Below are 25,708 nucleotides of genomic sequence, written 5' to 3'. Positions count from 1 at the left end.
TTCGGGGGTCAGCGGGCCGCCTCGCGCAGTTCTCGTACGAGGCGTGCCGTCACCGGCACGGGTACGCCGTGGCGGTCCGCCGCGCGGAGCAACGCCCCGCCGATCGCGTCCAGTTCGAGCGGGCGGCCGGCCTCCGCGTCGCGCTGCATCGAGGACTTGGTGGCGACCGGGAAGGCGTCGTAGCGGGCCAGGGCCTGGGCCGGGTCGACGGGGGCGCCGCAGGCGCGGCTGACCGCGGCCGTCTCCGCGACGAGGGAGGCCAGTTCCTCGCGGTGCCGGGTGCGGGCCTCGCCGAGCGGGAGGCGGTAACGGGTGGTGAGCAGGGCGAAGGGCGCGAGGAACGCCATCTTCGCCCAGAGGGCGGTGGTCTCGTCGTCCAGCACCCGGGTGGCCGGGCCCGCCGCGGTGAGGGTTTCGGCCAGGGCTGTCAGGCGGTCGCGGGGGACCTGGGCGCCGGTCAGGTCGATCTCCGCGAAGGGGCTGGTGTGTTCGATCAGGCCGGGGGCCCGGCGGGTGGACTCGACGCGGATCACGGAGGGCGCCACCTGGTCGGGGGAGTAGCGGGCGCGCAGCAGCGCGGGGTGTTCCACGCCGTTCAGGAAGGGCACGAGGAGGGCGTCGCCGAGGGCGGTGGGCGGGATCCGGGTGAGGGCGGCGTCCAGGGCGGTGGCCTTGACGGTGATCAGGCAGGCGTCGACCGGTTCGCGCAGGGCGGTGTCGGCGGCCACGGGGGCGGTGAAGTCGCCGAAGACGGTGCTGTGGACGCGCAGTCCGGTGGTGCGCAGGGCGTGGGCCGTGTCCTCGCCGGCCAGGCACAGGACGCGGTGGCCGGCGCGGGCGAGCAGGGCGGCGAGCAGACCGCCGACACCACCGGGCCCGAGGACGGCGACGGTGAGCCGGGGTCCGGCGGGCGTGGTCGGCGTGTCCGGCGTGGGCGTGGACGGTGTGTTCGGCGCACCGGAGGTGTCGGATGCGTTCGTCATGGGTTCGGTCCTCTCGTCGGTCGGCCCCGGAACGGTGGCCGCCTCGGGAAGATCCTCGCAGGAGGAGGAGGGCTGCGGGAGACTGGGGACATGTGCCGGAGTATCAAGACCCTGCGTCCGCCCCAGCTGGCCGAGGAGGCCACGGAGGAGGAGATCCGTGCTGCCGCGTTGCAGTACGTACGGAAGGTGTCCGGGTTCCGGGCGCCGGCCGCGCACAACCGGGAGGCGTTCGAGCGGGCGGTGGACGCGGTGGCGGCGGCCACCGCCGACCTGCTGGGCACGCTGGAGGTACGGGGCCAGGCCGCCCGCGGCTGAGCGGGACGCGCCACCCCTAGGCGACCGGGCCGCGTCTTCGCATCAGGTACCCCGCGGCCGCGCCCGCCCCGCACAGCGCCGCCACCGACACCGCCGTCGCCACCCAGGTCGCGCCCAGCCACTGGGCGCCCAGGTAGCCGAGGGCGACGCTGTAGACCGCCCAGCTCAGCCCCGCGAGGGCGGACCAGGGCAGGAAGTCGCGGACGCGGCGGTGGGCGGCGCCGGCGCCGAGGGAGACGAGCGAGCGGCCGGCCGGCGCGAACCGGGCCAGCACCACCAGCGCGCCGCCGCCTCGGGACAGGGCCTCACCGAGACGTTCCTGCGCGCTGCTCAGCCGCCGGGAGCGGGCGATCGCGCGGTCCAGGCGGGCCCCGCCGCGCCAGGCGAGCCGGTAGGCGACGAAGTCGCCGAGGACCGAGGCGACGGCCGCGCAGAAGGTCAGCGCGAGGATGTCGGGCACGGCGTGCGGGACCTGGCCGGCGGACGCGCCGGAACCGGCCGCCGCCGCCGTGGCCGCGGTGATGACCAGCACCCCGCTCGGCAGTACCGGCAGGAACACATCAAGCAGCACGGAGAGGGCCACCATGGCGTATATCCAGGGTCCGGCCTCCAGTGACCCCATGCTTTCCCACACGACGGTTCCCCCGCTTGATTGCCTGGTGCGCCCCCCGACGACAGCCATACAGCGTACGCGGGGCGGTGACAGAGTGTCCCCAGAGGCGTGAGGGATGCGCAAAGCGTTATCAGTCCGGTGCCGTCCGCGGACGCCTCACTCCGTGAGGACGGACTCCCGCACGGTCGCCAGGGTGCCGTCGCGCCGGGCCCGCTCCAGTCGCAGCCGGGCCGAACGGCCGTGCAGGGTCAGGGTCATGAGCTGGTTGCCGAACCAGGGGCCGCCCTGCTTGCGCCAGTTCACCGGCGGCCGCGGGCAGCGTCCGTGCCGGGTCAGCCGCCGGCCCAGGAAGCGGGCCAGGGCGCTCCAGCCGAACCGGAAGCCGAACCGGATCGTCGGCGGCACCGAGTTGTGGACCGGGGAGCAGGTGAGTTGCAGGACCCGGGAGCGGGGCGCCGTGCCGGCGGGCCAGGCGGGTTCGGCGACGTACGCGTGGTGGACGTCCCCCGAGAGCACGCAGACGGAGGCGGGCGCCGCGGGCCCGGAACCGGTGCGGGCGAACAGGTCGGCCAGCTCGGCGAACGAGGCGGGGAAGGCCGCCCAGTGCTCCAGATCGGCCGCCCGGCGCAGCCGCTCCCCGAACCGGGCCCAGCGCGGGCCGCGTTCGCCCCGGCACAGGGCCGCGTCCCAGGTCTCCAGGTCGTGTACGAGGTGCGGCAGCAGCCAGGGCAGCGAGGTGCCGACCAGGAGGTGGTCGTACGACTCCCGGTCGGTGAGCGCCTGTTCGCGCAGCCACGCGGCCTCGCCGGGGTGGAGCATGGCGCGGTGCTGCTCGTCGAGGACGCGTGCCGCCCGGGTGTCTACCATCAGCAGCCGCACCCGCCCGAAGTCCCGTCGGTAGCTCCAGCGCACCGAGGACGGGTCGGCGTCGGCCGCGGCGGCGAAGGCGCGCAGCGCGTCGGTGCCGTCGGGGGAGCCGAGGACGGCGGCGTAGAGGGGGTCGGCGGCCAGGGCGGCCGGGGAGAGGTTGCCGAGGTGCTGGTGCACCCAGTACGACATCAGTCCGCTCAGCAGCCGCTCCTGCCACCAGGGGGTGGCGCGCATGCCGGCCAGCCAGGCGGCGGAGGTGTTCCAGTCGTCGATCACGTCGTGGTCGTCGAAGACCATGCAGGTGGGCACGGTGGACAGCAGCCAGCGGACCTCGGGGTCCAGCCAGGACTCGTGGTAGAGCCGGGTGTACTCCTCGTAGTCCGCCACCTCGGCGCCGGGGGCGTCCGCGAGGTCGCGGCGGGCGCCGAGCCAGCGGCGGGTGGCCGCCGAGGTCTCGTCGGCGTACACCTGGTCGCCCAGGAGCAGCAGCACGTCCGGGCGTTCGCCGCCGGCGGCGACGCGGGCGGCGAGGCTGTCGAGGGCGTCGGGGCCGACCGGGTCGTCGCCGTCGGCCGGGGGCGCGGCCCAGCGGCAGGAGCCGAAGGTCACCCGCAGGGCCTCGCCGGCGGCCGGGGTGCGGATCCGCGAGGGCGGGAAGCGGGAGCCGGGCGGCGGCCACACCCGGGCACCGTCGAGCAGGACGTCGTACGACGGGGCGGTCCCCGGGGTCAGCCCGGTGACCGGGACCAGAGCGTAGTGGTGGCCCGCCACCTGGAAGGTGCGCGCGGTGCCGCGGGCGCCGTCGGCGCAGCGCACCTCGGCGGTGCAGGGACGGCTCGTCTCGACCCAGATCGTCGCCGACGAGCCGTCGGTGTACCTCAGCAGCGGTCCCAGGCGCAGTCCGGCCACAGTCCCCTCCTCCGTCGCCCCGTACGGTACGGAACGACGGGGGAGGGCGGGGAGGTTCCGGCGCTCAGCAGGCGGCGAGGTAGCTGGTGAGCGCGCTCTTCTCGGCGGAGTCGACGGACAGGTTGTAGTAGTACTTCACCTGGACCCAGGCGCGGACGTACGTGCAGCGGTAGGACGTGAGCGAGGGCATCCACTCGGCCGGGTCCTTGTCGCCCTTGGACTGGTTGACGTTGTCCGTGACGGCGAGCAGCTGGGGGCGGGTGACGTCGTTGGCGAGCGCCTCGCGCTGGGCGGTGGTCCACTTGCTCGCGCCGGAGTCCCAGGCCTCGGCGAGCGGGACGAGGTGGTCGATGTCGACGTCGGAGGCGGCGGTCCAGGTGGCGCCGTCGTAGGGGGAGTACCAGCTGCCGCTGGTGGCGGTGCAGGCGGAGTTGGTGACGACGTTCGTGCCGTCGCGCTTGAGGATCCACTCCCGGGTGTTGCAGGTGCCGCTGATGGTGTCCCAGGTCGGGAAGAGGTCGCGGCTGTAGCCGGTGCGGTTCTCGGCGGCGACGGTCAGCGAGGCGAGGTAGGAGCGGGCGGTGGCGGCGCTGACCGGGGTGGGGAGGGCGGCGGAGGCGCTCGGCGGGTCGAGGAGGACGGCAGAGGCTATGAGTCCGGTAAGAGCCGCGAGTATGCTGATGCGTCGACGCGCGTAGAACGTTGAGCTGCGGGCCATGCGAACTCCCTGGTGGGCGTGGGGTGGTGGAGCGCGGGCGTGGGAATGCTCGCGCCGCCGTGTTGCCGCGGGGTGAGCGTTCGGTAAGAAGTTAATGACGTGCTCATGACATGCCAAGGGGTGCGACCTCACTCACAGGTCCCGGCTCCGGCCTTGGGGATCGGCCGGAGGGTCGCGTACTGTGGTCGGCGTTGAAGGGGAGTAGCTCTTCGCCGGACCGTCGACATACTGCTCAGCGCGTCTGAGCCGGCGCCCGGAGGCGACCTCGGTCAGGGGGCCGCCAGCGAGACCTTCGGCAAGCAGTGCACGCCCGTGCCGTACGGCACGGGTGAAACGTGTGCGCTGCCCTGCCGAGGTGGTCGTCTGCGAAGCGCGGTGCTCTCGGTGGGGCGGCGGCCCGACCGATTGAGGACCCTTGATCAGCATCACCGTGACGGCGCTCGTCTTCGGCGTCATCTTCCTCGCCGAACTGCCCGACAAGACCGCGCTCGCCGGCCTCGTCCTGGGCACGCGGTACCGGGCGTCGTACGTCTTCGCAGGCGTCGCCGCCGCCTTCCTGCTGCACGTCGTGCTCGCCGTCGCGGCCGGCAGCGTGCTGACCCTCCTGCCGCAGCAGATCGTGCACGCGATCACCGGCGTGCTCTTCCTCGGCGGCGCGGCCGTGCTGCTGATGAAGAAGGGCGAGGAGGACGAGGAGATCCGCAGGCCCGCCGACCAGTCCTTCTGGAAGGTCGCGGGTACCGGCTTCATGCTCATCCTGGTCGCGGAGTTCGGCGACCTCACGCAGATCATGACGGCGAACCTCGCCGCGCGCTACGACGATCCGCTGTCCGTGGGCCTCGGCGCGGTGCTCGGTCTGTGGGCGGTGGCCGGGCTGGGCATCGTCGGCGGCAAGGCGCTGATGAAGAAGGTGCCGCTGCGGCTGATCACGCAGATCGCCGCCGTGCTGATGCTGGCCCTCGGCGTCTGGAGCCTGTGGGAGGCGGTCGCCGGCTGAGCCGGACGCCGGTCCGGTCGAGCTGAAGAGTCGGTGAACGGTCGGCGAAGGTGGTGGCGGGAGGCCGCTCTGTTTTGTACCGTGGAGAAACAAAGTGGCTCCCGTCCGTTTTCCCTGACCGGCGGGCGGGGCCGCCTTGTCCCTGCCCGGCCGTTTCTCCCGGCCCGCCTGCCCGGCCGTTCTTCCGGCCCGTTCCCCGGCCTGTTTAGGAGCTGTTCGATGACGGCCACCGTCCTCACCGCCCGCGCCCTCCTGCTCGACATGGACGGCACCCTCGTCAACTCCGACGCCGTCGTCGAACGCATCTGGCGGAGCTGGGCCGAGCGGCACGGGCTGGACGGCGACGAGGTGATGAAGGTCGTCCACGGGCGGCAGGGGCACGCCTCCATGGCGCTGCTGCTGCCGGACCGGCCGGTGCGGCAGAACCTCGCGGACAACGAGCGGATGCTCGCGGAGGAGACGGCCGACACCGACGGCGTGGTGGAGATCCCGGGCGCGGCGGCCTTCCTCGCCTCGCTGGCCGGGCTGTCGCACGCGCTGGTCACCTCGGCGGACGTGCCGCTGGCGACGGCCCGGATGGCCGCCGCCGGGCTGCCGCTGCCCGAGGTGCGGGTCACGGCGGAGTCGGTGGGCGCGAGCAAGCCGGACCCCGAGGGCTTCCTGAAGGGGGCGGCCGAACTGGGCGTCGCCCCGGCGGACTGCGTGGTGTTCGAGGACTCGGCCGCGGGCATCGCCGCGGGGCGCGCGGCGGGGATGCGCGTGGTGGGGGTCGGCCCGCGGGCCGCTCTGCACGGGCCGGACGCGGTGGTGCGGGACCTCACCGAGGTACGGGTCGAGGCACTGGGCGACGGTTCGCTGCGGGTGCACGTCGGTTAGGGGTCATGCCGCACCGAGGAGCTGCCCCGTAAGGGGCGCGGGGAACTGCGCGACAAGCCCCCACTCACCCGCACGTCGACCACAGGGGGTGTACCCCTCCCGGCCCGACCCCTACGGCTTGGTCGTCTCCGCCTCCAGCTTCGCCCGGGTGGCCGCCCCGTACACCCCCGACTCGTCGGTCAGGACGCCCCGCGTCACCTGGTACGTACGGACCCCGCTCTCGGTCCTGCTGTCGTACTCGCCGGAGGCGTCCCCCGACCAGAGCCCCACCTGCTTCAGCCGGAGCTGCAGCTCCGTGACCTCGGCGCCGCTGTCGCCGGGGCGCAGCACCGGCGGTGCCGACGGCCGCGGGGACGCCGGCATGCCGGTCGCCGGCGCCGACCTGGTCGGGGTGGCCGAGCGGGACGGGGTGGGGGACGGCCTCGCGCCGGACGGGGTGGCGGACGGCTCCGCCGAGGCGTCGGCACTCGCCGACACGGACGGTGACGCCGAGGTCGCGGACGCCGTCGGGGTCGTCGGCGCCGTGGTCGAGGGTGGCCTCGGCGTCACGTCCGGCACGCTCTCCCGGACGTCCTCCGGCGCCGCCCCGTCCCGCGTGGGCGTCAACTGGGCGAAGAGCCCGCTGACGAACCCGGCCACGGCGAGGACCGCCACCACCGCCCCGGCGACGGACAGCAGCAGGGTCCGCCGGGAACGCCGGCGGGGCCGTTCCCCGGGAGCGGGCACGTCGGGCAGCAGGTCGGGCGTCCCGTCCTCCTGCGCCGCCCCCGCGTCGGCGACCGGCACCGCCCGCATCGGCACCGTCGGCTCCCCTGACGGCACCGGCACCGGCACGGTCTCCGCGCCTTCGGCGGCCCCCGTGCCCTCCGCGCCGCCCTGGAGGTCGATGTACGGCCGTATGCGCAGCGGGTCGAAGTCCTCCGCCGCCGCCTGTTCGGCCGAACGGGCGTCGCGCAACGCGTCGGACGTCCGCTGGTTGCAGTCGCAGGAGGGTGAGCCGTCCGGCCGCCTCGGCGTCCCGCACTCCGGGCACAGCCGGCCCTCGGGTGTATCCGTCACGGCGTAAGTCCCTCCCCTTGCAAACTCCACGAATTATGCGGAGCGCCCACACATACGTTCGCAGGAACCCCCCTTCTCAACGAGTCTCGAACAGGACTCGACAGGCCATAACGGGTTGCACCGGCCACGATGGACAATGGTTGACGGACCCCCGGGAGGTCTCCATGGCCGTGGACACCACAGGCGCGACGGCGAAGGAAGTGGAGCGCGTCCCCGGCGGGGTGCTCGTCCCGATCGGTGCGCTGCTGCTCGGTCTGCTGCTGGCCGCGCTCGACCAGACCATCGTGTCCACCGCGCTGCCGACGATCGTCAGCGACCTCGGCGGCCTGGAGCACCTGTCCTGGGTGGTCACCGCCTACCTGCTGGCCTCGACCGCGGCCACCCCGCTGTGGGGCAAACTCGGCGACCAGTACGGGCGCAAGCGCCTCTACCAGCTCGCGATCGTGATCTTCCTGATCGGGTCGGCGCTGTGCGGGATGGCGCAGAACATGGGCGAGCTGATCGGCTTCCGCGCGTTGCAGGGGCTCGGCGGCGGCGGGCTCATGGTGCTGTCGATGGCGATCGTGGGAGACCTCGTCCCGCCGCGTGAACGCGGCCGCTACCAGGGCCTGTTCGGCGCCGTCTTCGGAGCGACCAGCGTGCTCGGGCCGCTGCTCGGCGGGGTGCTCACCGAGCAGCTCAGCTGGCGCTGGGTGTTCTACGTCAACCTGCCCGTCGGCGTCGTCGCGCTCGCCGTGATCGCCGCCGCCCTGCACATACCGCGCCGCACCGCCCACCACGTCATCGACTACCTCGGCACCGTCCTGATCACCGCCGTCGCCACCTGCCTGGTGCTGGTCGCCTCGCTGGGCGGCACGAGCTGGGCGTGGGGATCGGCGCGGATCATCGGGCTCGCGGTGCTCGGGGTGGTCCTCGCCGTCGCGTTCGTCGCCGTGGAACGGCGGGCCGCCGAACCCGTGCTCCCGATGCAGCTCTTCGGCATCCGCACCTTCACGCTCGCCGCGCTGATCAGCTTCATCGTCGGCTTCGCGATGTTCGGCGCGCTGACCTACCTGCCGACGTTCCTCCAGGTCGTGCACGGCATCTCGCCGACCCTGTCGGGCGTGCACATGCTGCCGATGGTGGTCGGTCTGCTGCTGTCGTCCACGCTGTCCGGCCAGATCGTCAGCCGCACCGGCCGCTGGAAGGTGTTCCCGGTGGCCGGCACCGCCGTGACCACGATCGGACTGCTGCTGCTCCACCGGCTCGACGAACACAGCTCGACCGCCCGGATGAGCGTCTGCTTCTTCGTCTTCGGGCTGGGACTCGGCCTGGTCATGCAGGTGCTGGTGCTGATCGTGCAGAACTCCGTCTCGTACGAGGATCTGGGCGTCGCCACCTCTGGCGCCACCTTCTTCCGTTCGATCGGCGCGTCCTTCGGCGTCGCCGTCTTCGGTTCCGTGTTCGCGAGCCGCCTCGCCGGGAAACTGGCCGACGCCTTCCGGGGCGTGCACCTGCCCCCCGGCGTCTCCCCGGGCGCCCTCAAGGCGGACCCGCGCGGCATCGCCGCCCTGCCGCCCGCGCTGCGCCCGGCGGCCCTGCACGCGTACGCGTCCGCGATCACCGACGTCTTCCTGTACGCCGCGCCAGTGGCTGCCCTCGGCTTCGTCCTCGCCTGGTTCCTGAAGGAGGACCGGCTGCGCGGCTCGGTCACCGCACCCGACGCCTCGGAGACCTTCCCGCCCAACCCGGTCCAGCGGTCGTCGTACGAGGAGTGCTGCCGGGCCCTGTCGCTGCTCGGGACGCGCGAGGGGCGCCGGGAGGTGTACCGGAAGATCAACGAGCGGGCCGGGGTGGACCTGCTGCCCGCGGCCGGCTGGCTGCTGCTGCGGATCCGCAGGTACGGCTCGGTGGAGCCGGGGCAGCTCGCCGAGCGCGGGGCCGTCCCGCTGACCGTGGTGCTGGCGGGCGCCCGCCAGCTGGAGGAGCGGCGCCTCGTCGACCGCCTCGGCCTCGACCTGACGCTGACCGAGCGGGGCCGCGAGACCGCGGAGCGGCTCGCCAGGGCCCGCGAGGAGTCCCTGGCCGAACTCCTCGGCGACTGGTGGGGCCCGGACCGCCCCACCGACCTGGACCGCCTGGTACGCGACCTGACCGACGAACTCTGCGGCACCGAACGCGAACAGCCTCAGAACCCGGCGCCCGGCCGGGTCAGTTGACGATGTCCTTGCGGAACCAGTGCTCGGCGTAGGGGTCGTCGTTGTGCGCCTCGCCCTCGACGTAACCGAGCCGTGCGTACAGCGCACGGGCCTCCACCAGGTCGCTGCGGGTGTCCAGGACGATCCGTTCGGCGCCCAGGGCGCGGGCCGCGTCCTCGGCCGCCGCGACGAGGAGCGTGGCACCGCCCCTGCCGCGCAGCCCTGCGGGCACGAACACGCGGGTGAGTTCGGCGGTGACCGGGTCGAGAAGCCGGACACCCGCGCTGCCGGCCGGCTCACCGTCGTACCGGGCTATCAGCAACAGGCCGGTGGGCGGGACGAGTTCGGCCCCGGTCCGGGCGGCGATCTCCCGCCGCAGCTCGGCCGGGTCGGTGCGCCGGTTCTCGTGCAGCAGGTACCAGCGGTCGCTGACCTCGGTGTAGTACGCCCGCCACAGGGCTGTCGCGGCCGGGGAGTCGGGGGGTTCCGGGGTGATCGTCCAGGAGGTCATGGACCGTAGTCTCGGGCCCCTCCGGGGTGGCGGCGCAAGCGGATATGGGTGCGCCCCGACCGGGATTCTTTGACAGCTGTTTGCGAGGCGTGGTCCGGGTCACCCGAATGGGCGAGACGGCCCGTCGGGCCGAGACACCGGAAGGCAACCATGTCCACAGGCTTGATCATCGCGATCGTGATCGTGGCCGCCGTGGTCGTCGTCGCGGCCGTGCTGACGCTGCGGTCCAGGAGCAGCGGTGCGGGCGGTCTGAAGCGGCGCTTCGGACCCGAGTACGAGCGGACCGTGGCCCAGCACGGCGGCGACACGAAGGCGGCCGAACGGGAGCTCGCCGAGCGGGTGCAGCGCCACGGCAGCCTGCGCGAGCGGCCCCTGGAACCGGCGGAGTGCGAGCGCTACGCCGCCCGCTGGACGACCGCGCAGGAGCATTTCGTCGACTCGCCCCGGGAGTCCGTGACCGAGATCGACCGGCTGCTCGCCGAGGTGGCTGCCGCCCGGGGCTTCCCGGCCGGTGCCGAGTACGAGGAGCAGGTCGCCGCGCTCTCCGTGCACCACGCCGACCACGTCGACGGCTACCGCCGCGTCCACCGTGTCGCCGGGGCGCCCGTGGGCGGGGCTCCGCAGACGCAGGCGAGTACCGAGGAGATGCGCAAGGCCATGATCGAGGCGCGTGCCCTCTTCGAGGACCTGGTCGCCTCGTCGACCGGTGAGCACGGCCGCCACCGTGCCGGTGTCGGGGCCGACACCGGCGCCCATCTGCCCTGGTCCCCGGACCGGAGCCGTCCGAAGGAGAGCTGACCGACATGACCGACGCGAGGACAGGACCGGGCCGTCGTCCGACGGGCGGCGACGTGTACCCCGGCGAGGAGCAGCTGCCGGGGCGTGAGGGGAAGACCACCGACTGGGGCGACGCCTCCGTCAGCGGCGTCACCCCCGGACAGGAGGAGACGGCACCGCCGCGCGCGGGCGGCGCCGACGACACCGAGGCACCCGGACAGGCGGTCCTGGTGGCCGGCGACGGCCCGGGCCACGAGACCGACACCGGCCGCGGGCCGGCCACGAGCGGTGGGACGGCCGCGAGCGGTGGGACGGCCACGGGACGCGGGGCAGCCGAGGGCCGCGGGGCGGCCATGAGCGGCGAGTCCGCTGCGGGGCGGGAGTCCGCTGTGGGCGGCGAGTTCCCCGCCGGGAGTGGGACCGCCGAGGGGCGGGGGTCCGCGGTGAGTGGTGGGACGGTCGCGGGGCGTGAGTCCGGCCTGGGCGGGGAGTTCCCCGCGGGGAGCGGGACCGGCGCCGGGAGTGAATCGGTCCCGGGCGGTGGATCGGTCGCGGGCCGTGAGTCCCGCGCCGGGCGGGAGCCGGGCGTGGGCGCAAGCGGTGGGCAGTTGTTGCCGGACGAGGAGTGCGGGCAGGTGGAGCGGCGGCTCCAGCACGCCGTCGCCGGTTTCGTCGACGAGCCCCGTGCGGCCGTCGAGGAGGCCGACCGGGCCGTCGAGGAACTCACCGCCCGCTTCACCGACGCCATCGACCGGCGCCGCCGTACCCTGCGCGGCAGCTGGCAGTCGGCCGACGGTGACCAGCCCGGCACGGCCGACACCGAGCAGCTCCGGCTGGCCCTGCGCGACTACCGCGAACTCGCCGACCGGCTGCTGCACATCTGAGTCACCCCTTCGGGTCCGGTTCCGCCGTACCCGCCGCCGCCCGGCGCTCCCGCCACGCGCGTACGACCTCCTCGACGTCGTACGGCTTCCTGCCCAGCGGGGGCCCGGGCGGCGGCTTGAACATCATGTCGCGGATCTTGACGTTGACCTCTGTGATGATCTTCCGGACGATCCGCTCCGAGGGCGCCGCGTAGGCCGCCGCGAGCGCGTCCTCGGCCTCCTTGCGCAGCGCGAGCGTCGGCGGCAGCAGCGCGAGCCCCTCGCGGGCCATCTTCCGCTTGACCCACCACAGTTCGTCGTACGGCGCGTCCGTGACCGCAGGCAACGGCTCGCCCGCGCCCGGCAGTCGGTCGAACTCCCCGCGCCGCTGGGCGTCTTGGATCTGCTTGTCCACCCAGGACTCGAACGGCACCCCGGGTGGCTTTCGCTCGGTCATGACTCCATTGTGCCGGACGCCGGTCCGCCGGGCGTTTTATCATGCGGCCGAGATCCAGCAGGGGTCTCGGGGAAGACCAGGAACCGCGCAGGGGGAACGCACGTGCTCGAACTCACCATGGCCTCCGTATCCGGGGAGACGGGCGAGACGGCCGGGATGCTGATGGCCGACGCGCCGAGCGACCCGGGCGCCGTGCTGCGGGTGGGCCGCGACGCCGCCGCCTGCCGGCTCGCCACCCCCGACGACTGGCTGTTCGTCTCCCGGGTGCACCTGGAGTTCCTGTGCGGTGCCGAGGGCGGCTGGCAGGTCACCTGGCTGCGCGGCTCCCAGGCCGACCCCTCCTCCGAGGTGCTGCTGAAGGTCGGGGAGTACGCCCAGACCATCGCCTACGGCGGCACGGTCGCACTGCCCCGGGGCGGCTCCGGCGAGATCGTCGTCCGTGACCGCACCGCCCCGCGCAGCGTCAACGTGGGCTTCTACCACGAGGGTTGATACGGGCGCTCAGGCCAGGACCCGGGCCAGGGCGAAGCCGTCGTAGCCCTTGCTGCCGACCGTCTGGATCGCCGTGCCGCTCAGGCGCGGGTGGGCGGCGATCAGTTCGATCGCGGCGCGGGTGCCGACCACGTCGGGCTCGGCGCTGCCGGCGTCCACCACCCGGCCGCCGCGCACCACGTTGTCCACGACGATGAGGCTGCCGGCCCGGGTGAGCCGCAGCGCCCACTCGACATAGTGCGGGTTGTTGGCCTTGTCGGCGTCGATGAAGACCAGGTCGAAGGGGGCCGGGTTCTCGTCGGCGAGCTTGGGCAGCGACTCCAGGGCCGGGCCGACCCGCACCTCGACGAGCCGGTCGAGTCCGGCGCGGGCGATGTTGCGGACCGCCACCTCGGCGTGCCGGGCGCTGTACTCCAGCGAGATCAGCCTGCCGTCGGCGGGCAGGGCGCGGGCCAGCCAGATGGTGCTGTAGCCGCCGAGGGTGCCGATCTCCAGGATGGTGCGGGCGTCCTGGATCTGGGCGAGGAGCTGGAGCAGCTTGCCCTGGTTGGCGGTGACGTTGACGTGCGGCAGCTCGTTCGCCTCGCTCTCGCGCAGGGCCGCCTGGAGCGCCTCGTCGTCCGGTGACAGATGGCTGGTGAAGTAGAAGTCGACGTCGTCCCAGAGCTGAGAGCCGCTCATGCGTCCGCTGCCTTTCGCATATCCAGGTAGCTGTCCACTGACAGCTACCTGGATAGCACTACTGAGGGGGTGGCCGCGCCGGTGATCCACCGCCCCGACGGCGGCCGGAACTCAGCCGATCGGCCCAGGGGGGGGCGGCGCGGCCGGGCGGCGGGCGCGTCGTACGGCGGCGGCGTCCCGCCCACCGTCAGAGCCAGGCCGGCACACCCGCCACGTCGGCCAGCCGGTCCGTGCGCACGACCTGCTGGAACGGGGTGGCGGAGGCAGCCCGAGCCCACGCAGGTCGTCAGCCGGCCGACCCGGCCGGCGTGGACGACCCTCGGGCGCTCACCGCCCTTCCCGGTGGGGGCCTGAGCGCGCGGTTCCCCGCGCCCCTGAGGGGGCCGCCTCAGGCGGCCTCCTCCACGGCGGGCGCCGAGCCCGGCAGCGGCTTTCCGGCCGTCTCCGACATGCGCCAGGCCGCGAAGCCGCCGATCACGGCCGCCGCCATCATGTAGTACGCGGGCATCATCATGTTGCCCGTCGCCCCGATCAGGGCCGTCACCACCAGCGGGGTCGTGCCGCCGAAGAGGGAGACCGAGACGTTGAAGCCGATCGACAGGGAGCCGTAGCGCACCCGGGTCGGGAAGAGGGCCGGCAGGGCCGCCGGCATCGCCGCGGTGAAGCAGACCAGGAGCAGGCCCAGGGCGCCCATGCCGAGGGCGACGGCGAGCAGGCTGCCCTGGCGGATCAGCAGCAGGGCCGGGACGGACAGGGCGAGGAAGCCCGCACAGCCCGCGGCGATGACCGGGCGGCGCCCCACCCGGTCGGTGAGCGCTCCGGCGAACGGCTGGACGATCATCATCAGCGCCATCACGCCGAGGACGACGAGGAGGCCGTGCGTCTCGTCGTACTTGAGCTCGCTGGTCAGGTAGCTCGGCATGTACGACAGCAGCATGTAGTCCGTGACGTTGAAGACCAGGACCAGGGCCATGCACAGGAGCAGGGCCTTCCACTGGCCGGTGATCATCTCCCGGAGGGGGACCTTGGGGCGGGACTTCTCGGCCTTGGCCACCTCGGCCGCGAACGCCGGGGTCTCCTCCAGACGCATCCGCAGGTAGAGGCCGATGATGCCCATCGGGCCCGCGATCAGGAACGGGACGCGCCAGCCCCAGGACGTCAGGTCGTGGGCGGAGAGCAGCGCCGTCATCAGCGTCACCAGGCCCGCGCCGCCGATGTAGCCGGCCAGCGTGCCGAACTCCAGCCAGCTGCCGAAGAAGCCGCGCCTCTTGTCGGGCGCGTACTCGGCGATGAACGTGGACGCGCCCGCGTACTCGCCGCCGGTGGAGAAGCCCTGCACCAGGCGGGCGGCGAGGAGCAGGAGCGGCGCGCCCACGCCGATCGCCGCGTAGGAGGGGATGAGGCCGATCGCGAAGGTGCCCGCCGCCATCATGATCATGGTGAGGGCGAGGACCTTCTGGCGGCCCACGCGGTCGCCGAGCGGGCCGAAGACCATGCCGCCCAGCGGGCGGACCAGGAAGGCCGCGGCGAAGGCGCCGAACGTCGACAGCAACTGCGCGGTCGGGTTTCCGGACGGGAAGAAGACCTTCCCGAGGGTCACCGCGATGTAGCTGTAGACGCCGAAGTCGAACCACTCCATGGCGTTGCCCAGGGCCGCCGCCTTCACGGCGCGCTTCACCAGCGCGGGGTCGGTGACGGTGGGGGCGGACGCGGCCGGGCGGGAGCCGGGGACCTTGACGGACGGGGTGACGGTGGTGACGGTCGCCAAAACGGGGCTCGCCTACCTTTCGTCGGGGACAGGGGCGTGGCCCGTACGGCGCCGGACGGGTCGGTAAGCGACGATAGGAGAACTTGGTCCTGTTACGTCGCGTACGTACATCGCTGCATTGTGCAACTAAATGTGCTGTACGCAGGGGCGTCTGCCCACTTCCGCCGTCTTACGCGGACCCGACACTGTGATCTTTGTCGCGCTCCTCGGACGGAACCGCGCGCGCCCGCACCGCCGGCTTCCGGGCGGTGCGGGCGCTACGGGCGGCGCGACCGGCCGCGACGGCGCCTCGGGGCGCCGCTCAGAGCCGCTGGATGATCGTGCCGGTGGCCAGGCCGCCGCCCGCGCACATCGTGATGAGGGCGAACTCCTTGTCCGTGCGTTCCAGCTCGTGCAGGGCGGTGGTGATCAGCCGGGCGCCGGTGGCCCCCACCGGGTGGCCGAGGGCGATCGCGCCGCCGTTGACGTTGACCTTGTCCAGGCTCTGCCCGAAGACCTGCGCCCAGCTGAGCACCACCGACGCGAACGCCTCGTTGATCTCCACCAGGTCGATGTCCCCGAGGGTCATCCCGGCCTTGCCGAGCACCGCCCGGGTGGCGTCGATCGGGCCGTCCAGGTGGAAGTGCGGATCGGCGCCGACCAGGGCCTGGGCGACGATCCGGGCCCGGGGGCGGAGCTTGAGGGCGCGGGCCATCCGCTTCGACGCCCACATGATCGCGGCGGCGCCGTCGGAGATCTGCGAGGAGTTGCCCGCGGTGTGGATCGCGGTGGGCATGACGGGCTTCAGGCCCGCCAGCGCCTCCGCGGACGTGTCGCGCAGCCCCTCGTCCTTGTCCACGAGCCGCCACATGCCCTGTCCGGCGTGCTGCTCCTCCTCCGTCGTCGGCACCTGCACGGCGAAGGTCTCCCGCTTGAAGCGCTCCTCGGCCCAGGCGTGCGCCGCCCGCTCCTGCGAGAGCAGCCCGAGCGCGTCGACGTCCTGCCGGGTCAGGCCGCGGTGGCGGGCGATCCGCTCGGCGGCCTCGAACTGGTTGGGCAGGTCGACGTGCCACTCGTCGGGGAACGGCTTGCCCGGCCCGTGCTTGGAGCCCGAGCCCAGCGGCACCCGCGACATCGCCTCGACCCCGCAGCTGATCCCGACGTCGACGACCCCGGCGGCGATCATGTTGGCGGTCATGTGCGAGGCCTGCTGCGAGGAGCCGCACTGGCAGTCGACGGTGGTGGCCGCGGTCTCGTACGGCAGCCCCATGGTCAGCCAGGCCGTGCGCGCGGGGTTCATGGACTGCTCGCCGGCGTGGGTCACCGTGCCGCCGACGATCTGCTCGACCGCGTCGGCGGGGATGCCGGTACGGCCGAGGAGCTCACGGTAGGTCTCGCCCAGGAGGTAGGCGGGATGGAGGTTGGCCAGCGCGCCGGCGCGCTTGCCGATGGGGGTGCGTACGGCTTCGACGATCACGGGTTCCGCGGCCATGGGGGCTCGGTCCTCTCCTCCGTCACCCGCGCGGCGCAGGGGCGTCCCGGCCCGGCCCGCCACGCAGAACTAGAACGCGTACTAGTTCTGTGTGCAGTCTGCTGACAGCTCGTCCGCAACCGCAAGGGGGTTGCAGGCAATTGGGGCGACCGCGCCTCTTGCGACTTGTAGAACCCGTTACTACGGTCACGGCAACCGGGCCTGTCTGATGGCCCGTCAGAAGTGTTGTCCAGGCTCGTACACGGTGGGAGTGAGTCGCCAATGCCCTGTCCCGCGCTGCCCGACGGGTTCGACCTCACCGACCCCGACCTGCTGCATCACCGGGTGCCGCTCCCGGAGTTCGCCGAGCTGCGCCGGGCGGAACCGGTCCGCTGGATCGAACAGCCGCACGGCCTCGCCGGGTTCGCGGACGACGGCTACTGGGCCGTCACCCGGCACGCGGACGTCAAGTACGTCTCCACGCACCCGGAGATCTTCTCCTCCTGGCTCAACACGGCGATCATCCGCTTCGGCGAGCACATGCAGCGGGACGCGATCGACGCCCAGCGGCTGATCCTGCTGAACATGGACCCGCCGGAGCACACCCGGGTCCGCCAGATCATCCAGCGCGGCTTCACCCCGCGCTCCATCCGCGCCCTGGAGGAACGGCTGCGCGCCAGGGCCGGGGCGATCACCGAGGCCGCCCGCGCCCACTCGGGCCCCTTCGACTTCGTCACCGAGGTCGCCTGCGAGCTCCCCCTCCAGGCGATCGCGGAACTGATCGGCATCCCCCAGGACGACCGGTCCAAGATCTTCGACTGGTCCAACAAGATGATCTCGTACGACGACCCGGAGTACGCGATCACCGAGGAGATCGGCGCCGAATCGGCCACCGAGCTGATCGCCTACGCGATGAACATGGCCGCGGACCGCAAGCGGTGCCCGGCCAAGGACATCGTCTCCACGCTGGTCGCGGCCGAGGACGAGGGCAACCTGAACTCCGACGAGTTCGGCTTCTTCGTGCTGATGCTGGCGGTGGCCGGCAACGAGACCACCCGGAACGCCATCACCCACGGCATGCACGCCTTCCTCACCCACCCCGAGGCCTGGGACCTCTACAAGCGCGAGCGTCCGGCGACCGCCGCCGAGGAGATCGTCCGCTGGGCCACCCCGGTCAACTCCTTCCAGCGCACCGCCACCCAGGACACCGAACTGGGCGGCAAGCTGATCCGCAAGGGCGACCGGGTCGGCGTCTTCTACGCCTCGGCCAACCACGACCCCGAGGTCTTCACCGACCCCGACACCTTCGACATCACCCGCGACCCCAATCCCCACCTCGGCTTCGGCGGCGGTGGCCCGCACTACTGCCTCGGCAAGTCCCTGGCCGTGCTGGAGATCGACCTGATCTTCAACGCGATCGCCGACGCGATGCCGGACCTGCGCCTGGTGAGCGCCCCGGACCGGCTCCGCTCGGCGTGGATCAACGGCGTGAAGCACCTCCGGGTCAGCACGTCCTGAGACCCGGGCCGACGGCTCCCGGCGCCGCCGGCCCGTCCCGAGGGAGGCAGGAGCATTCCCTACGCCCCGTTCCTGCCTCCCCCGAGACCCCCAACCCTCCCGCCCGGACGGGCCCCCACTTCCGCCCGGACGGGTCCGCTCGCTTCCGGCCGGGCGGGGTCGTTCACTGCCTGACGGGTGCGGCCCCGGTTCCGCCCGGACAGAGCAGCTCGCTTCCGGCCGGATGCGGCCCTACTTCCGCCTGGACGGGTCCGCTCGCTTCCGGCCGGGCGGGGTCGTTCACTCCCTGCCGGAGGCGGCCACCGCGAACACCGCGGAGACCGCCGCCGCGGCCAGCAGCGGAATGCCCAGGCCGTGGTGGAGGACCAGCCAGGCGCCCAGCACGGCTCCGCCGACCAGGGCGAGGACCGCGGCGGCGCGGCGCCGGGTGCGGCTGCTGGTGGCGTCACCGAACCTGGACTCGGAGACCAGCCCGGTCAGGGTCGTCGTCACGACCGTGGTCGCCGTCAGGTCGGGCACGCCCAGCTTGCGGACGTTCGCGTTGCGCAGGCCCATGGCGAAGGCGGTCAGCGCGATCAGGGAGTACGTGGTCGCCGCGGAGGGCGGCCGGACGAAGGCCAGTACGGCGGACCCGGCCAGCAGGGCGGCCTCCGCCACCAGGATCACCCGTGTCCACGTCCGCCGGGAACCGCCGCCGAACCGGCCCGCGACCCGGCCGCCCACCGTCGCGCCCACCACGAAGCAGGCGAGCGACGTCGCGGAGTGCGGGACGGAGAAGCCGGGTGCCCCGGCGGCGGCGAAGCCGAGGATCACGATGTTGCCGGTCATGTTGGCGGTGAAGACGTGGCCGAGGCCGAGATAGCTCACCGCGTCGATCAGGCCGCTCACCGTCATGAGCGCCAGCAGCACGACCACCAGCCGCACTCCGCGGGTCTCGGGGTCGTCGCGGTCCGGTGTCACCGCGGACATCGTTCCTCCGGGGCGTGTGGGGCGGGGCGTGGCGGGCGGTTCCCGATGGCTCCGGGGATCAGTCCACCACGTCCGGACATGCGTCGGCACCCTCGCCCCGGGAGGGGGGAGGGTGCCGGTGCCGGGGGAGCGGGCCGGGTGGCTCAGTACCAGCCGTTGGCCTGCCAGAAGCTCCAGGCGGCCGTCGGGCTGCCGTAACGGGAGTTCATGTAGTCCAGGCCCCACTTGATCTGGGTGGCCGGGTTGGTCTTCCAGTCGGAACCGGCGGACGCCATCTTCGAGCCCGGCAGGGCCTGGACCAGGCCGTAGGCGCCGGAGGAGGAGTTGGTGGCGGAGGGGTTCCAGCCGCTCTCGTGAGAGACGATCTTGCTGAACGCGTCGAACTGCGCGGCGTCCGGAATCATCTTGTGTGCGATCGCCTGGGCGGAGGAGGCCGAGGTGGTGGCGGCCTGGGCGGGCGCCGCGCTCAGCGCCATACCGGCGGTGGCGGCGGCCACGGCGGCGGCGGTCAGGACCTTCTTCGGGGCGGCGATGCGGCGGATGATGGACACGGACACGGAGAACCTCGTTCGTCGGGGACAGGGGGTCGCCGTGGTCCGGGAGCCCGTGGTGGCCTGCGATCCGGAAGCCGTGGTGCCTGGCGACGTCGTCCAGAGAAGCAGGCCGGAAAACCGTCCGCAATCACCCCTTTTACTAGTGGTGGTCGCATAGGAGGTGTTCGTCCGCTGTGTGGCGTGGCTCTCAAACCCCAGGTCAGCGGGGGTCGCGAAACGGACATATCGGAAAAGTATGACTACTGTTCCGGATCGTAGGTGACCTGCGTCATGTGGGGTGCTTCACCGGTGGGGACCGTCGAATGTGACCGCGGTCTCGAAGGCGGCCCTCCTGGTCGCCCGGCGCAGCGCCCGCAGCAGGGCCGGGCCGAGGACCAGGGTGAGCACGACCGTGCACAGGGCCCGGCCCAGGTTCCAGCCCATGGCGGTGGCCAGGCTGTAGGCGATGAATCGGGCCAGGTTGGCGGCGGGCCCGGCGTGCGGGTCGAAGGCGAGGTTGGAGGCGGTGCCGGCGAGCAGCGGCCAGCCGGCCAGGTCCACGACCGTGCCGTAGGCGAACGCGGCCACGAAGCCGTAGGCCGCGAGCAGGGCGAGCTCCGCCCGCCCGCGGAGCCGGCCGGGCCACGGCAGCAGCCCGGCCCCCATCGTGAACCAGCCCATCGCCAGCATCTGGAACGGCAGCCACGGCCCCACCCCGCCGGTGAGCAGCGCCGACGCGAACATCGTGAGCGAGCCGAGGGTGAACCCGAAGCCCGGCCCGAGCACCCGCCCGCTGAGCACCATCAGGAAGAACATCGGCTCGATCCCGGCGGTGCCCGCGCCGACCGGCCGCAGTGCCGCCCCGGTCGCGGCCAGCACACCCAGCATGGCCACCGCCTTCGGGCCGAGCCCGGACTCCGAGATCGTCGCCGCAAGGACCGCGACCAGCAGCACCAGCAGACCCGCGAAGAGCCACGGCGCGTCCTGGGCGTGCGAGGCGATCCGGGAGGAGGGCGGGGCGAGGAAGGGCCAGCCGATCGCGACGACGCCGACGGCGCTGACGAGCAGCAGCGCGGCGAGGGAGCGGGGGCCGAGCCGGACCGGGCCGCTCATGCCGGGGCCTCCGCCAGTACCGCGCGCACCTGGGCCACGGTGAGCCACCGCTGGGGCGCGAGGATCTTCGTCACCTGCGGTGCGAAGGACGGCGAGGAGACCACGATCTCGTCCGTCGGGCCGTCCGCGATCACCCCGCCCTCCGCGAGCAGCACCACCCGCTGCGCGAGCTCGGCGGCCAGCTCCACGTCGTGGGTGGCCAGCACGATCGCGTGGCCGTCCGCGGCGAGTGCCCGCAGCACGCCGACGAGCCGGGCCTTCGCCGCGTAGTCCAGACCCCGCGTCGGCTCGTCGAGGAGGAGCAGCGGCGGCCGGGCGGTCAGTACGACGGCCAGCGCGAGCGCCAGCCGCTGTCCCTCGGACAGGTCACGCGGGTGGGTGCCGTCGGCGACCCCGGGCAGCAGCACGGACACCAGCTCCCGGCAGGTCCCCGGCGCCGCCCCGGCGTCCTGGTCGGCGGCCGCGCACTCGGCGCCGACCGTGTCGGCGTACAGCAGGTCACGGGGTTCCTGGGGGACCAGCCCCACCAGGCGTACGAGGTCCCGCGGGCGGGTGCGGTGCGGGACGGCGCCGCCGACCAGGACCGACCCGGAATCCGGCGCGACCAGCCCGACCAGGGCGCTGAGCAGCGTGGACTTCCCGGCGCCGTTACGGCCCATGAGCGCGACCGTCTCACCAGGCGCGACGTCGAGATCGACCCGACGGAGCGCGTCCACCCGCCCCCGCCGCACGGCCAGCCCCCGAACCTCGGCCGCCCTCTGCTCAGGCGCGCCCGCGCCGAACGTCTCCGGCCCCCACCCCCCGAGCCGCTTCCACACCCGCCCCGCAAACCCCGCCGGGTCGGCACCGGCCATCTTCCGGAGGCGCCGGCCGGGGCGCGCGAGCGCCTGCTCGGGGCGTTGTTCCGGGGTGGCTTCGGTGGGCTGCTTCGGCGTGTGGGCGGGTTGCCGGGGGATTCGGTCGGCGAGGTGGGCGCGCAGGGGGGTCGCTCGGCGGCGGGCGTCCCGTACCGTCAGCGGCAGCGGGGACCACTCGGCCAGCCGTCCCAGCTCCACCACCGGCGGACACACCGGCGACACGGCCATCACCTCGGCGGGGGTGCCGGTCACCGGCGCCGCCCCCGCCTCCGGCAGCAGCACGACCCGGTCGGCGTACTGCACCACGCGCTCCAGCCGGTGCTCCGCCATGAAGACCGTCGTCCCCAGGTCGTGCACCAGCCGCTGGAGCACGGCCAGCACCTCCTCCGCGGCGGCCGGGTCCAGCGCCGAGGTCGGCTCGTCGAGGACCAGGACCCGGGGGTGCGGGGTGAGCACCGACCCGATCGCCACCCGCTGCCGCTGCCCGCCGGAGAGGGTCGCGATCGGCCGGTCCCGCAGCTCGGCGAGCCCGAGCAGGTCGAGGGTCTCCTCCACCCGCCGCCGCATCACGGCCGGGGCCACCCCCAACGACTCCATCCCGTAGGCGAGTTCGTCCTCCACCGTGTCGGTCACGAAGTGCGCGAGCGGATCCTGGCCCACCGTGCCCACCACGTCGGCCAGTTCACGCGGCCGATGCGTGCGGGTGTCCCGGCCCGCGACCGTCACCCGCCCGCGCAGGCTCCCCCCGGTGAAGTGCGGCACCAGTCCGCTCACGGCGTTGAGAACCGTCGACTTGCCGGTCCCCGACGGCCCCACGAGCAGCGCGAGTTCCCCCTCCGGCACCTCCAGGTCGACGCCCTGGACGGCCGGCCCGGCAGCGCCCTCGTACGTCACGGAGACATCCTCGAAGCGGATCACGACGGCCCCTCCTTCGAAACGGTCAGCACGGGCAGCAGCCCCAGCAGCACGGCCGCCGCCGGCCACAGCGGCAGCGTCGGGGCGACCAGCGGTACGACCCCGGGATGCAGGGCGTCCGGGTCGCGGGCCGCGGCCAGCGCGAGCAGCCCGGCCACGGCCGCCCCCGCCCCGGACACCAGCCAGGCCCGCGCGTCCCACGGATCAGGCCGGTAGCGGGTCCGCAGCGAACGCCGGCCCCCCAGCCGCAGCCCGGCCAGCGCGGCCCCCACCCCGGCCAGCAGCACCGGCATCCCGTAGCCGCCACCCTCCACGCCGAGCAGCCCGTACGTTCCCGCACACACCCCGAGCAGACCCCCGAGGGTGAGCGCGGCCGTGGTACGGCGGACCCGGGCGGGCACGTCGGCGCCGCGGCCGTAACCGCGCGCGTCCATAGCGGCGGCCAGGGCGACCGAACGTTCCAACGCCCCCTCCAGCACCGGCAGTCCCACCTGGAGCAGACCGCGGACACCGGCGTCGGGACGGCCCCGCAGTCTCCTGGCGGCCCGCAACCGCTGGGCGTCGGCGATGAGATGCGGCGCGAAGGTGAGCGCGACGACCACGGCCACGCCCATCTCGTACAGCGCCCCGGGCAGCGACTTCAGCAGCCGGGCCGGCTGCGCGAGCGCGTTCGCGGCGCCGACGCAGATCAGCAGGGTGGCGATCCTGAGGCCGTCGTAGAGGGAGAAGACGAGCGCCTCGACGCTGACCCGGCCGCCGAGCCGGATGCCCTGGGCCCAGTGCGGGAGGGGGACTTCGGGGAGGGTGACGAGGGTGTGCGCACCGGGGACGGGCGAGCCGAGGACCACGGTGAACGCGAGCCGGACGAGCAGGACCGCGAGGGCGAGCCTGGCGAAGGCACCGTAGGAACGCGACCAGGGGGACGGGACGCGGCAGCCGGCCACGACGTACGCGGTCACCGCGACGAGGAGGGCGAGGAGCAGCGGGTTGGAGGTACGGGAGGCGGCCACGCCGAGGGAGAGCGACCAGACCCACCAGGCGCCGGGGTGGACGGAGGAACGGCGACGGCGCCCGGGGACGGGGGGTTCCACCCGCCCGCGTTCCCGGAGCGCCGCCGCGCCCGCTCGGTGACGGTCAGGCATCCCTGCGCCGCCGCGCCTGCCAGAACGCCCCCGCCGCCAGCACGACGACCACGCCCGCCCCGGCCAGCAGCCCCACCGACGGCCCGCCGTCCCCCGAGCCCCCCGAGGCCGGCGAACGCCCCGAACCGCCCGAGCCCGCCGTCACCTGTTCCCCGCAGCCCTTCGCGGGATACCCGGCGATGGCGCACAGCAGCGCGTTCGTGTCGTACCGCAACGGCTTCGCCACCGCGGCCAGCGCATCCGCCGACGTCACGGCGGCGGACACCACCGCGCACGCCGTCCGCCGCGCCGGCGGCCGCTCGCCGGACGGCGCGTCCGCCGTCGTACCGAAGTCGACGACCAGCGCCACCCGCTTCTTCCCCCGGACCGCTTCTATACCGGCGCAGATGGTCCGGAAGTCCGCCGTCCCGCGCGGCTGCGACGCGTCGCCGGAGTCCTCGCTCACCGCGAACCGGAACCCCTCCACCGCGCCGTCGGCCGGCTGCGCCGTGGACGGTCCCTGCGTGGCGTACGTCCAGCGCCCGCCGTCCCGCTCCCAGAAGGACCAGTACCGGTAGCCGGCGGCCTCGGCCCGCCCCGCCGAACCCCAGGCCGCCAGCAGCAGCACGGCCAGGAGCAGCGGGGCAGCGCGGCGGGCCGCGGTCACAGCTGCTGCTTCCGGCGGCCGCTGAGCAGGAAGCCGATGCCGATGCCGGCGACGAGACACGTCCCGACGATCCACCAGACGCTCGGACCCGACGACTTCCCGCCGTCCTTCTTCGCCTCCGTCTTCGCCCCCGTTTGCGGCGCGGCCTGCCGCGGTGCCGGTCCGGTCGCGTCGAGGGCCGCCACCAGGTCGGTACCGCCGAAGTCGCGCGGGTCCGCGCCCATCGCGTGCGCGGCGAGGACGAGTTCGGCGTAGGCCGCGGGCCCGCTCTGCTTCGCCCACGGCGCGGCATGGGCCGTGAGCCAGGCGTACGGCTTGCGCGCCTGCTTCGTCCAGCCCTGCGCGGCCAGCGCGACGACCGCGTCGGCGGTGTTGCCGTAGTCCGGCTGCGGCGCGGCACCGGCGAGTGCGGTGACCAGGTACCCCTTGGCGGACATCGCGTCCGCCAGGTACGCGGCGCCGTTGCGGGCCACCTCGGTGCGCGTCAGCGCCTTGGCGCCGGAGCCGGGGTCGGAGCAGGCAGGGGCCCCGGCCGGGGTCTTCCCGGCCGTCGTCACGAACCCCTTGCCGAGGGCGCCCAGCACCCCCGCCGCGGTGGCGTCCGCGTTGGCGGTCAGCTTCCCCTTCTTGCCGGGCTGGTAGGCGAGTCCGCCGCCGCCGTCCTGGGCGCAGGGGACCGACCACGTGGCGAGGAGGTCGTACGGTGACCTGTCCGCGCTCGCGCCGGCCGCGGCGAGCGCGCCGATGACGACGCCGGTGGAGTTGGTGTCGCTGGGCGAGCCCGGGGCGTATCCCCAGCCGCCGTCCTGGTTCTGCCGGGCCTTCAGCCAGCCCACGGCCTTGTCCACGGCACCGCCGTGTCCGCCGGCCGCCGCCAGCGCCTGTACGGCGGCCGCCGTGCTGTTCGTGTCGACCGGGGTCTTGGCGTCGCAGGCCGCCGCCGGGTCGGCGCGGAACGGGGCGAACGAGCCGTCCGCGCACTGCTGCCCGGCCAGCCAGTCCACCGCCGCGGCGGCCGGGGTCTCACCGGCCGTGTGCTGGGCGAGCAGGGCGAGGGACTGGCGCCAGACGCCGTCGTACTTGGGGTCCGAGTCGCCGAACAGCCCCGAGGGGAGCGCCGCCGGGGCGGTCGGGGACGGCGAGGCGGCGTCCGCGGCCGTCGCGGTGATCGTGGGTGCGGCCACGCCGATGACGGCGGTCGCGGCCAGCACCGCGGCGCTGCGGCGGAGGACGTTCATGGTCGGCGGGTGCCTCTCCCTGCGGGGAGCCGGGCAGCGCGGGACACCCCGGCGACCCGGCTCCGTGAAACCTCGACGGTGCCGTACGACGGCGGTGCCGGCGCACATGAGCCGATCAACGTCCCGCACGGGGCGGTCCCGCTCGCCGTCCCGCACCCGGTGCGGGCGAAGCCGGGAACCAGGAGCGCGGGACGGGACGGCGCCGGGTTTGCACCGGCTTCCTCCCGTACGGGCGCTGACGACCCGGCTACTTTACCGGCC

At 73.8% G+C, this 25,708-nt stretch carries 25 protein-coding genes; 8 read left to right on the top strand and 17 right to left on the bottom strand.

What is annotated here, in order from left to right; translation table 11 throughout:
• Nucleotides 1-8: 8 nt before the first annotated feature.
• Entirely contained in the window at nucleotides 9-983 is a 975-nt protein-coding gene (locus AB0G52_RS17890; protein ID WP_361337219.1) for a 2-dehydropantoate 2-reductase, read from the bottom strand.
• A 90-nt stretch (nucleotides 984-1,073) separates the two neighbouring features.
• Here AB0G52_RS17890 and AB0G52_RS17885 point away from each other — a divergent pair, with 90 nt between their 5' ends.
• A complete protein-coding gene (locus tag AB0G52_RS17885; RefSeq protein WP_132886554.1) occupies nucleotides 1,074-1,298 on the top strand; it encodes a DUF2277 domain-containing protein in 225 nt (74 codons plus the stop codon).
• Nucleotides 1,299-1,314: 16 nt separating this feature from the next.
• On the opposite strand, the gene AB0G52_RS17880 is transcribed toward AB0G52_RS17885, so the two are convergent.
• The 3 genes from AB0G52_RS17880 to AB0G52_RS17870 form a co-directional block, all read right to left on the bottom strand.
• Nucleotides 1,315-1,920: a VTT domain-containing protein gene (locus AB0G52_RS17880; RefSeq protein ID WP_361337218.1), complete on the bottom strand. Its 606-nt coding sequence runs from the start codon at nucleotides 1,918-1,920 to the stop codon at nucleotides 1,315-1,317.
• A gap of 147 nt (nucleotides 1,921-2,067) precedes the next feature.
• Nucleotides 2,068-3,690: an alkaline phosphatase D family protein gene (locus AB0G52_RS17875; RefSeq protein ID WP_361337217.1), complete on the bottom strand. Its 1,623-nt coding sequence runs from the start codon at nucleotides 3,688-3,690 to the stop codon at nucleotides 2,068-2,070.
• Nucleotides 3,691-3,754: 64 nt separating this feature from the next.
• Nucleotides 3,755-4,408, bottom strand: a complete 654-nt coding sequence (locus AB0G52_RS17870) for an HNH endonuclease family protein (RefSeq protein ID WP_361337216.1) — start codon at nucleotides 4,406-4,408, stop codon at nucleotides 3,755-3,757.
• Between the two features lie 415 nt (nucleotides 4,409-4,823).
• Between AB0G52_RS17870 and AB0G52_RS17865 the strand changes: the two genes are divergently transcribed.
• The gene (locus AB0G52_RS17865; RefSeq protein WP_132886550.1) at nucleotides 4,824-5,405 is read left to right on the top strand and encodes a TMEM165/GDT1 family protein; all 582 of its coding nucleotides are present in this window, start codon (nucleotides 4,824-4,826) and stop codon (nucleotides 5,403-5,405) included.
• Nucleotides 5,406-5,624: 219 nt separating this feature from the next.
• Entirely contained in the window at nucleotides 5,625-6,281 is a 657-nt protein-coding gene (locus AB0G52_RS17860; protein ID WP_361337215.1) for an HAD-IA family hydrolase, read from the top strand.
• A gap of 111 nt (nucleotides 6,282-6,392) precedes the next feature.
• Here AB0G52_RS17860 and AB0G52_RS17855 read toward each other — a convergent pair whose 3' ends face one another.
• A complete protein-coding gene (locus tag AB0G52_RS17855) occupies nucleotides 6,393-7,340 on the bottom strand; it encodes a peptidoglycan-binding protein (protein ID WP_361337214.1) in 948 nt (315 codons plus the stop codon).
• 164 nt (nucleotides 7,341-7,504) lie between these two features.
• Here AB0G52_RS17855 and AB0G52_RS17850 point away from each other — a divergent pair, with 164 nt between their 5' ends.
• Nucleotides 7,505-9,538: an MDR family MFS transporter gene (locus tag AB0G52_RS17850; protein WP_361337270.1), complete on the top strand. Its 2,034-nt coding sequence runs from the start codon at nucleotides 7,505-7,507 to the stop codon at nucleotides 9,536-9,538.
• On the opposite strand, the gene AB0G52_RS17845 is transcribed toward AB0G52_RS17850, so the two are convergent.
• Entirely contained in the window at nucleotides 9,531-10,028 is a 498-nt protein-coding gene (locus tag AB0G52_RS17845; protein WP_132886547.1) for a GNAT family N-acetyltransferase, read from the bottom strand. The genes AB0G52_RS17850 and AB0G52_RS17845 overlap by 8 nt on opposite strands.
• Before the next feature lie 150 nt (nucleotides 10,029-10,178).
• On the opposite strand from AB0G52_RS17845, the gene AB0G52_RS17840 reads away from it, so the two are divergent.
• Nucleotides 10,179-10,826 (top strand): hypothetical protein, encoded by a 648-nt coding sequence (locus tag AB0G52_RS17840; protein WP_132886546.1) that lies wholly within the window; start codon nucleotides 10,179-10,181, stop codon nucleotides 10,824-10,826.
• 332 nt (nucleotides 10,827-11,158) lie between these two features.
• Entirely contained in the window at nucleotides 11,159-11,689 is a 531-nt protein-coding gene (locus AB0G52_RS17835; RefSeq protein WP_361337269.1) for a hypothetical protein, read from the top strand.
• 1 nt (nucleotide 11,690) lies between these two features.
• Here the strand turns inward: AB0G52_RS17835 and AB0G52_RS17830 are convergent, their stop codons facing one another.
• Nucleotides 11,691-12,125 carry a DUF1992 domain-containing protein gene (locus AB0G52_RS17830; protein ID WP_132886545.1) on the bottom strand — a complete coding sequence of 145 codons (435 nt, stop codon included), beginning with the start codon at nucleotides 12,123-12,125 and terminating at the stop codon, nucleotides 11,691-11,693.
• 102 nt (nucleotides 12,126-12,227) lie between these two features.
• Between AB0G52_RS17830 and AB0G52_RS17825 the strand changes: the two genes are divergently transcribed.
• Nucleotides 12,228-12,617 (top strand): FHA domain-containing protein, encoded by a 390-nt coding sequence (locus AB0G52_RS17825; protein WP_132886544.1) that lies wholly within the window; start codon nucleotides 12,228-12,230, stop codon nucleotides 12,615-12,617.
• Nucleotides 12,618-12,626: 9 nt separating this feature from the next.
• Here the strand turns inward: AB0G52_RS17825 and AB0G52_RS17820 are convergent, their stop codons facing one another.
• The 3 genes from AB0G52_RS17820 to AB0G52_RS17810 all read right to left on the bottom strand — a co-directional run bounded on the left by AB0G52_RS17820 (nucleotide 12,627) and on the right by AB0G52_RS17810 (nucleotide 16,537).
• Entirely contained in the window at nucleotides 12,627-13,298 is a 672-nt protein-coding gene (locus AB0G52_RS17820; RefSeq protein WP_132886543.1) for an O-methyltransferase, read from the bottom strand.
• 388 nt (nucleotides 13,299-13,686) lie between these two features.
• Nucleotides 13,687-15,066, bottom strand: a complete 1,380-nt coding sequence (locus tag AB0G52_RS17815; RefSeq protein ID WP_132886542.1) for an MFS transporter — start codon at nucleotides 15,064-15,066, stop codon at nucleotides 13,687-13,689.
• Between the two features lie 301 nt (nucleotides 15,067-15,367).
• A complete protein-coding gene (locus AB0G52_RS17810; RefSeq protein ID WP_132886541.1) occupies nucleotides 15,368-16,537 on the bottom strand; it encodes a steroid 3-ketoacyl-CoA thiolase in 1,170 nt (389 codons plus the stop codon).
• Between the two features lie 261 nt (nucleotides 16,538-16,798).
• Here AB0G52_RS17810 and AB0G52_RS17805 point away from each other — a divergent pair, with 261 nt between their 5' ends.
• Entirely contained in the window at nucleotides 16,799-18,034 is a 1,236-nt protein-coding gene (locus AB0G52_RS17805) for a cytochrome P450 (protein WP_132886540.1), read from the top strand.
• A 279-nt stretch (nucleotides 18,035-18,313) separates the two neighbouring features.
• Here the strand turns inward: AB0G52_RS17805 and AB0G52_RS17800 are convergent, their stop codons facing one another.
• The 7 genes from AB0G52_RS17800 to AB0G52_RS17770 form a co-directional block, all read right to left on the bottom strand.
• Complete coding sequence (locus AB0G52_RS17800) at nucleotides 18,314-19,003, bottom strand: YoaK family protein (RefSeq protein ID WP_132886539.1); 690 nt, start codon at nucleotides 19,001-19,003, stop codon at nucleotides 18,314-18,316.
• 143 nt (nucleotides 19,004-19,146) lie between these two features.
• Nucleotides 19,147-19,560: a transglycosylase SLT domain-containing protein gene (locus tag AB0G52_RS17795; protein WP_132886538.1), complete on the bottom strand. Its 414-nt coding sequence runs from the start codon at nucleotides 19,558-19,560 to the stop codon at nucleotides 19,147-19,149.
• 279 nt (nucleotides 19,561-19,839) lie between these two features.
• The gene (locus tag AB0G52_RS17790) at nucleotides 19,840-20,649 is read right to left on the bottom strand and encodes an ECF transporter S component (RefSeq protein ID WP_361337213.1); all 810 of its coding nucleotides are present in this window, start codon (nucleotides 20,647-20,649) and stop codon (nucleotides 19,840-19,842) included.
• The gene (locus AB0G52_RS17785) at nucleotides 20,646-22,424 is read right to left on the bottom strand and encodes an ATP-binding cassette domain-containing protein (RefSeq protein WP_361337212.1); all 1,779 of its coding nucleotides are present in this window, start codon (nucleotides 22,422-22,424) and stop codon (nucleotides 20,646-20,648) included. The genes AB0G52_RS17790 and AB0G52_RS17785 overlap by 4 nt, the downstream gene beginning before the upstream one ends.
• A complete protein-coding gene (locus AB0G52_RS17780) occupies nucleotides 22,421-23,512 on the bottom strand; it encodes a CbiQ family ECF transporter T component (RefSeq protein WP_361337211.1) in 1,092 nt (363 codons plus the stop codon). Before AB0G52_RS17780 ends, AB0G52_RS17785 begins: the two co-directional genes overlap by 4 nt.
• Before the next feature lie 43 nt (nucleotides 23,513-23,555).
• Nucleotides 23,556-24,209, bottom strand: coding sequence for an SCO2322 family protein (locus tag AB0G52_RS17775; protein ID WP_132886534.1), 654 nt, complete (start codon nucleotides 24,207-24,209; stop codon nucleotides 23,556-23,558).
• A complete protein-coding gene (locus tag AB0G52_RS17770; RefSeq protein WP_361337210.1) occupies nucleotides 24,206-25,447 on the bottom strand; it encodes a prenyltransferase/squalene oxidase repeat-containing protein in 1,242 nt (413 codons plus the stop codon). The genes AB0G52_RS17775 and AB0G52_RS17770 overlap by 4 nt, the downstream gene beginning before the upstream one ends.
• Between the last annotated feature and the right edge of the window lie 261 nt (nucleotides 25,448-25,708).

The organism is Streptomyces sp. NPDC021562 (assembly GCF_040640875.1).
Lineage (GTDB): Bacteria > Actinomycetota > Actinomycetes > Streptomycetales > Streptomycetaceae > Streptomyces.
Note: the sequence above shows the minus strand (reverse complement) of the source record. Positions and strands in the feature narration are given on the sequence as shown.

Bases quoted from the DNA above. Each gene is read 5' to 3' on its own strand.
- AB0G52_RS17840 (WP_132886546.1), top strand. From the start codon at position 10,179: ATGTCCACAGGCTTGATCATCGCGATCGTGATCGTGGCCGCCGTGGTC.
- AB0G52_RS17850 (WP_361337270.1), top strand. From the start codon at position 7,505: ATGGCCGTGGACACCACAGGCGCGACGGCGAAGGAAGTGGAGCGCGTC.
- AB0G52_RS17845 (WP_132886547.1), bottom strand. From the start codon at position 10,028: ATGACCTCCTGGACGATCACCCCGGAACCCCCCGACTCCCCGGCCGCG.
- AB0G52_RS17835 (WP_361337269.1), top strand. From the start codon at position 11,159: ATGAGCGGCGAGTCCGCTGCGGGGCGGGAGTCCGCTGTGGGCGGCGAG.
- AB0G52_RS17810 (WP_132886541.1), bottom strand. From the start codon at position 16,537: ATGGCCGCGGAACCCGTGATCGTCGAAGCCGTACGCACCCCCATCGGC.
- AB0G52_RS17890 (WP_361337219.1), bottom strand. From the start codon at position 983: ATGACGAACGCATCCGACACCTCCGGTGCGCCGAACACACCGTCCACG.
- AB0G52_RS17820 (WP_132886543.1), bottom strand. From the start codon at position 13,298: ATGAGCGGCTCTCAGCTCTGGGACGACGTCGACTTCTACTTCACCAGC.
- AB0G52_RS17880 (WP_361337218.1), bottom strand. From the start codon at position 1,920: ATGGGGTCACTGGAGGCCGGACCCTGGATATACGCCATGGTGGCCCTC.
- AB0G52_RS17885 (WP_132886554.1), top strand. From the start codon at position 1,074: ATGTGCCGGAGTATCAAGACCCTGCGTCCGCCCCAGCTGGCCGAGGAG.
- AB0G52_RS17770 (WP_361337210.1), bottom strand. From the start codon at position 25,447: ATGAACGTCCTCCGCCGCAGCGCCGCGGTGCTGGCCGCGACCGCCGTC.
- AB0G52_RS17800 (WP_132886539.1), bottom strand. From the start codon at position 19,003: ATGTCCGCGGTGACACCGGACCGCGACGACCCCGAGACCCGCGGAGTG.
- AB0G52_RS17860 (WP_361337215.1), top strand. From the start codon at position 5,625: ATGACGGCCACCGTCCTCACCGCCCGCGCCCTCCTGCTCGACATGGAC.
- AB0G52_RS17790 (WP_361337213.1), bottom strand. From the start codon at position 20,649: ATGAGCGGCCCGGTCCGGCTCGGCCCCCGCTCCCTCGCCGCGCTGCTG.
- AB0G52_RS17805 (WP_132886540.1), top strand. From the start codon at position 16,799: ATGCCCTGTCCCGCGCTGCCCGACGGGTTCGACCTCACCGACCCCGAC.
- AB0G52_RS17870 (WP_361337216.1), bottom strand. From the start codon at position 4,408: ATGGCCCGCAGCTCAACGTTCTACGCGCGTCGACGCATCAGCATACTC.
- AB0G52_RS17830 (WP_132886545.1), bottom strand. From the start codon at position 12,125: ATGACCGAGCGAAAGCCACCCGGGGTGCCGTTCGAGTCCTGGGTGGAC.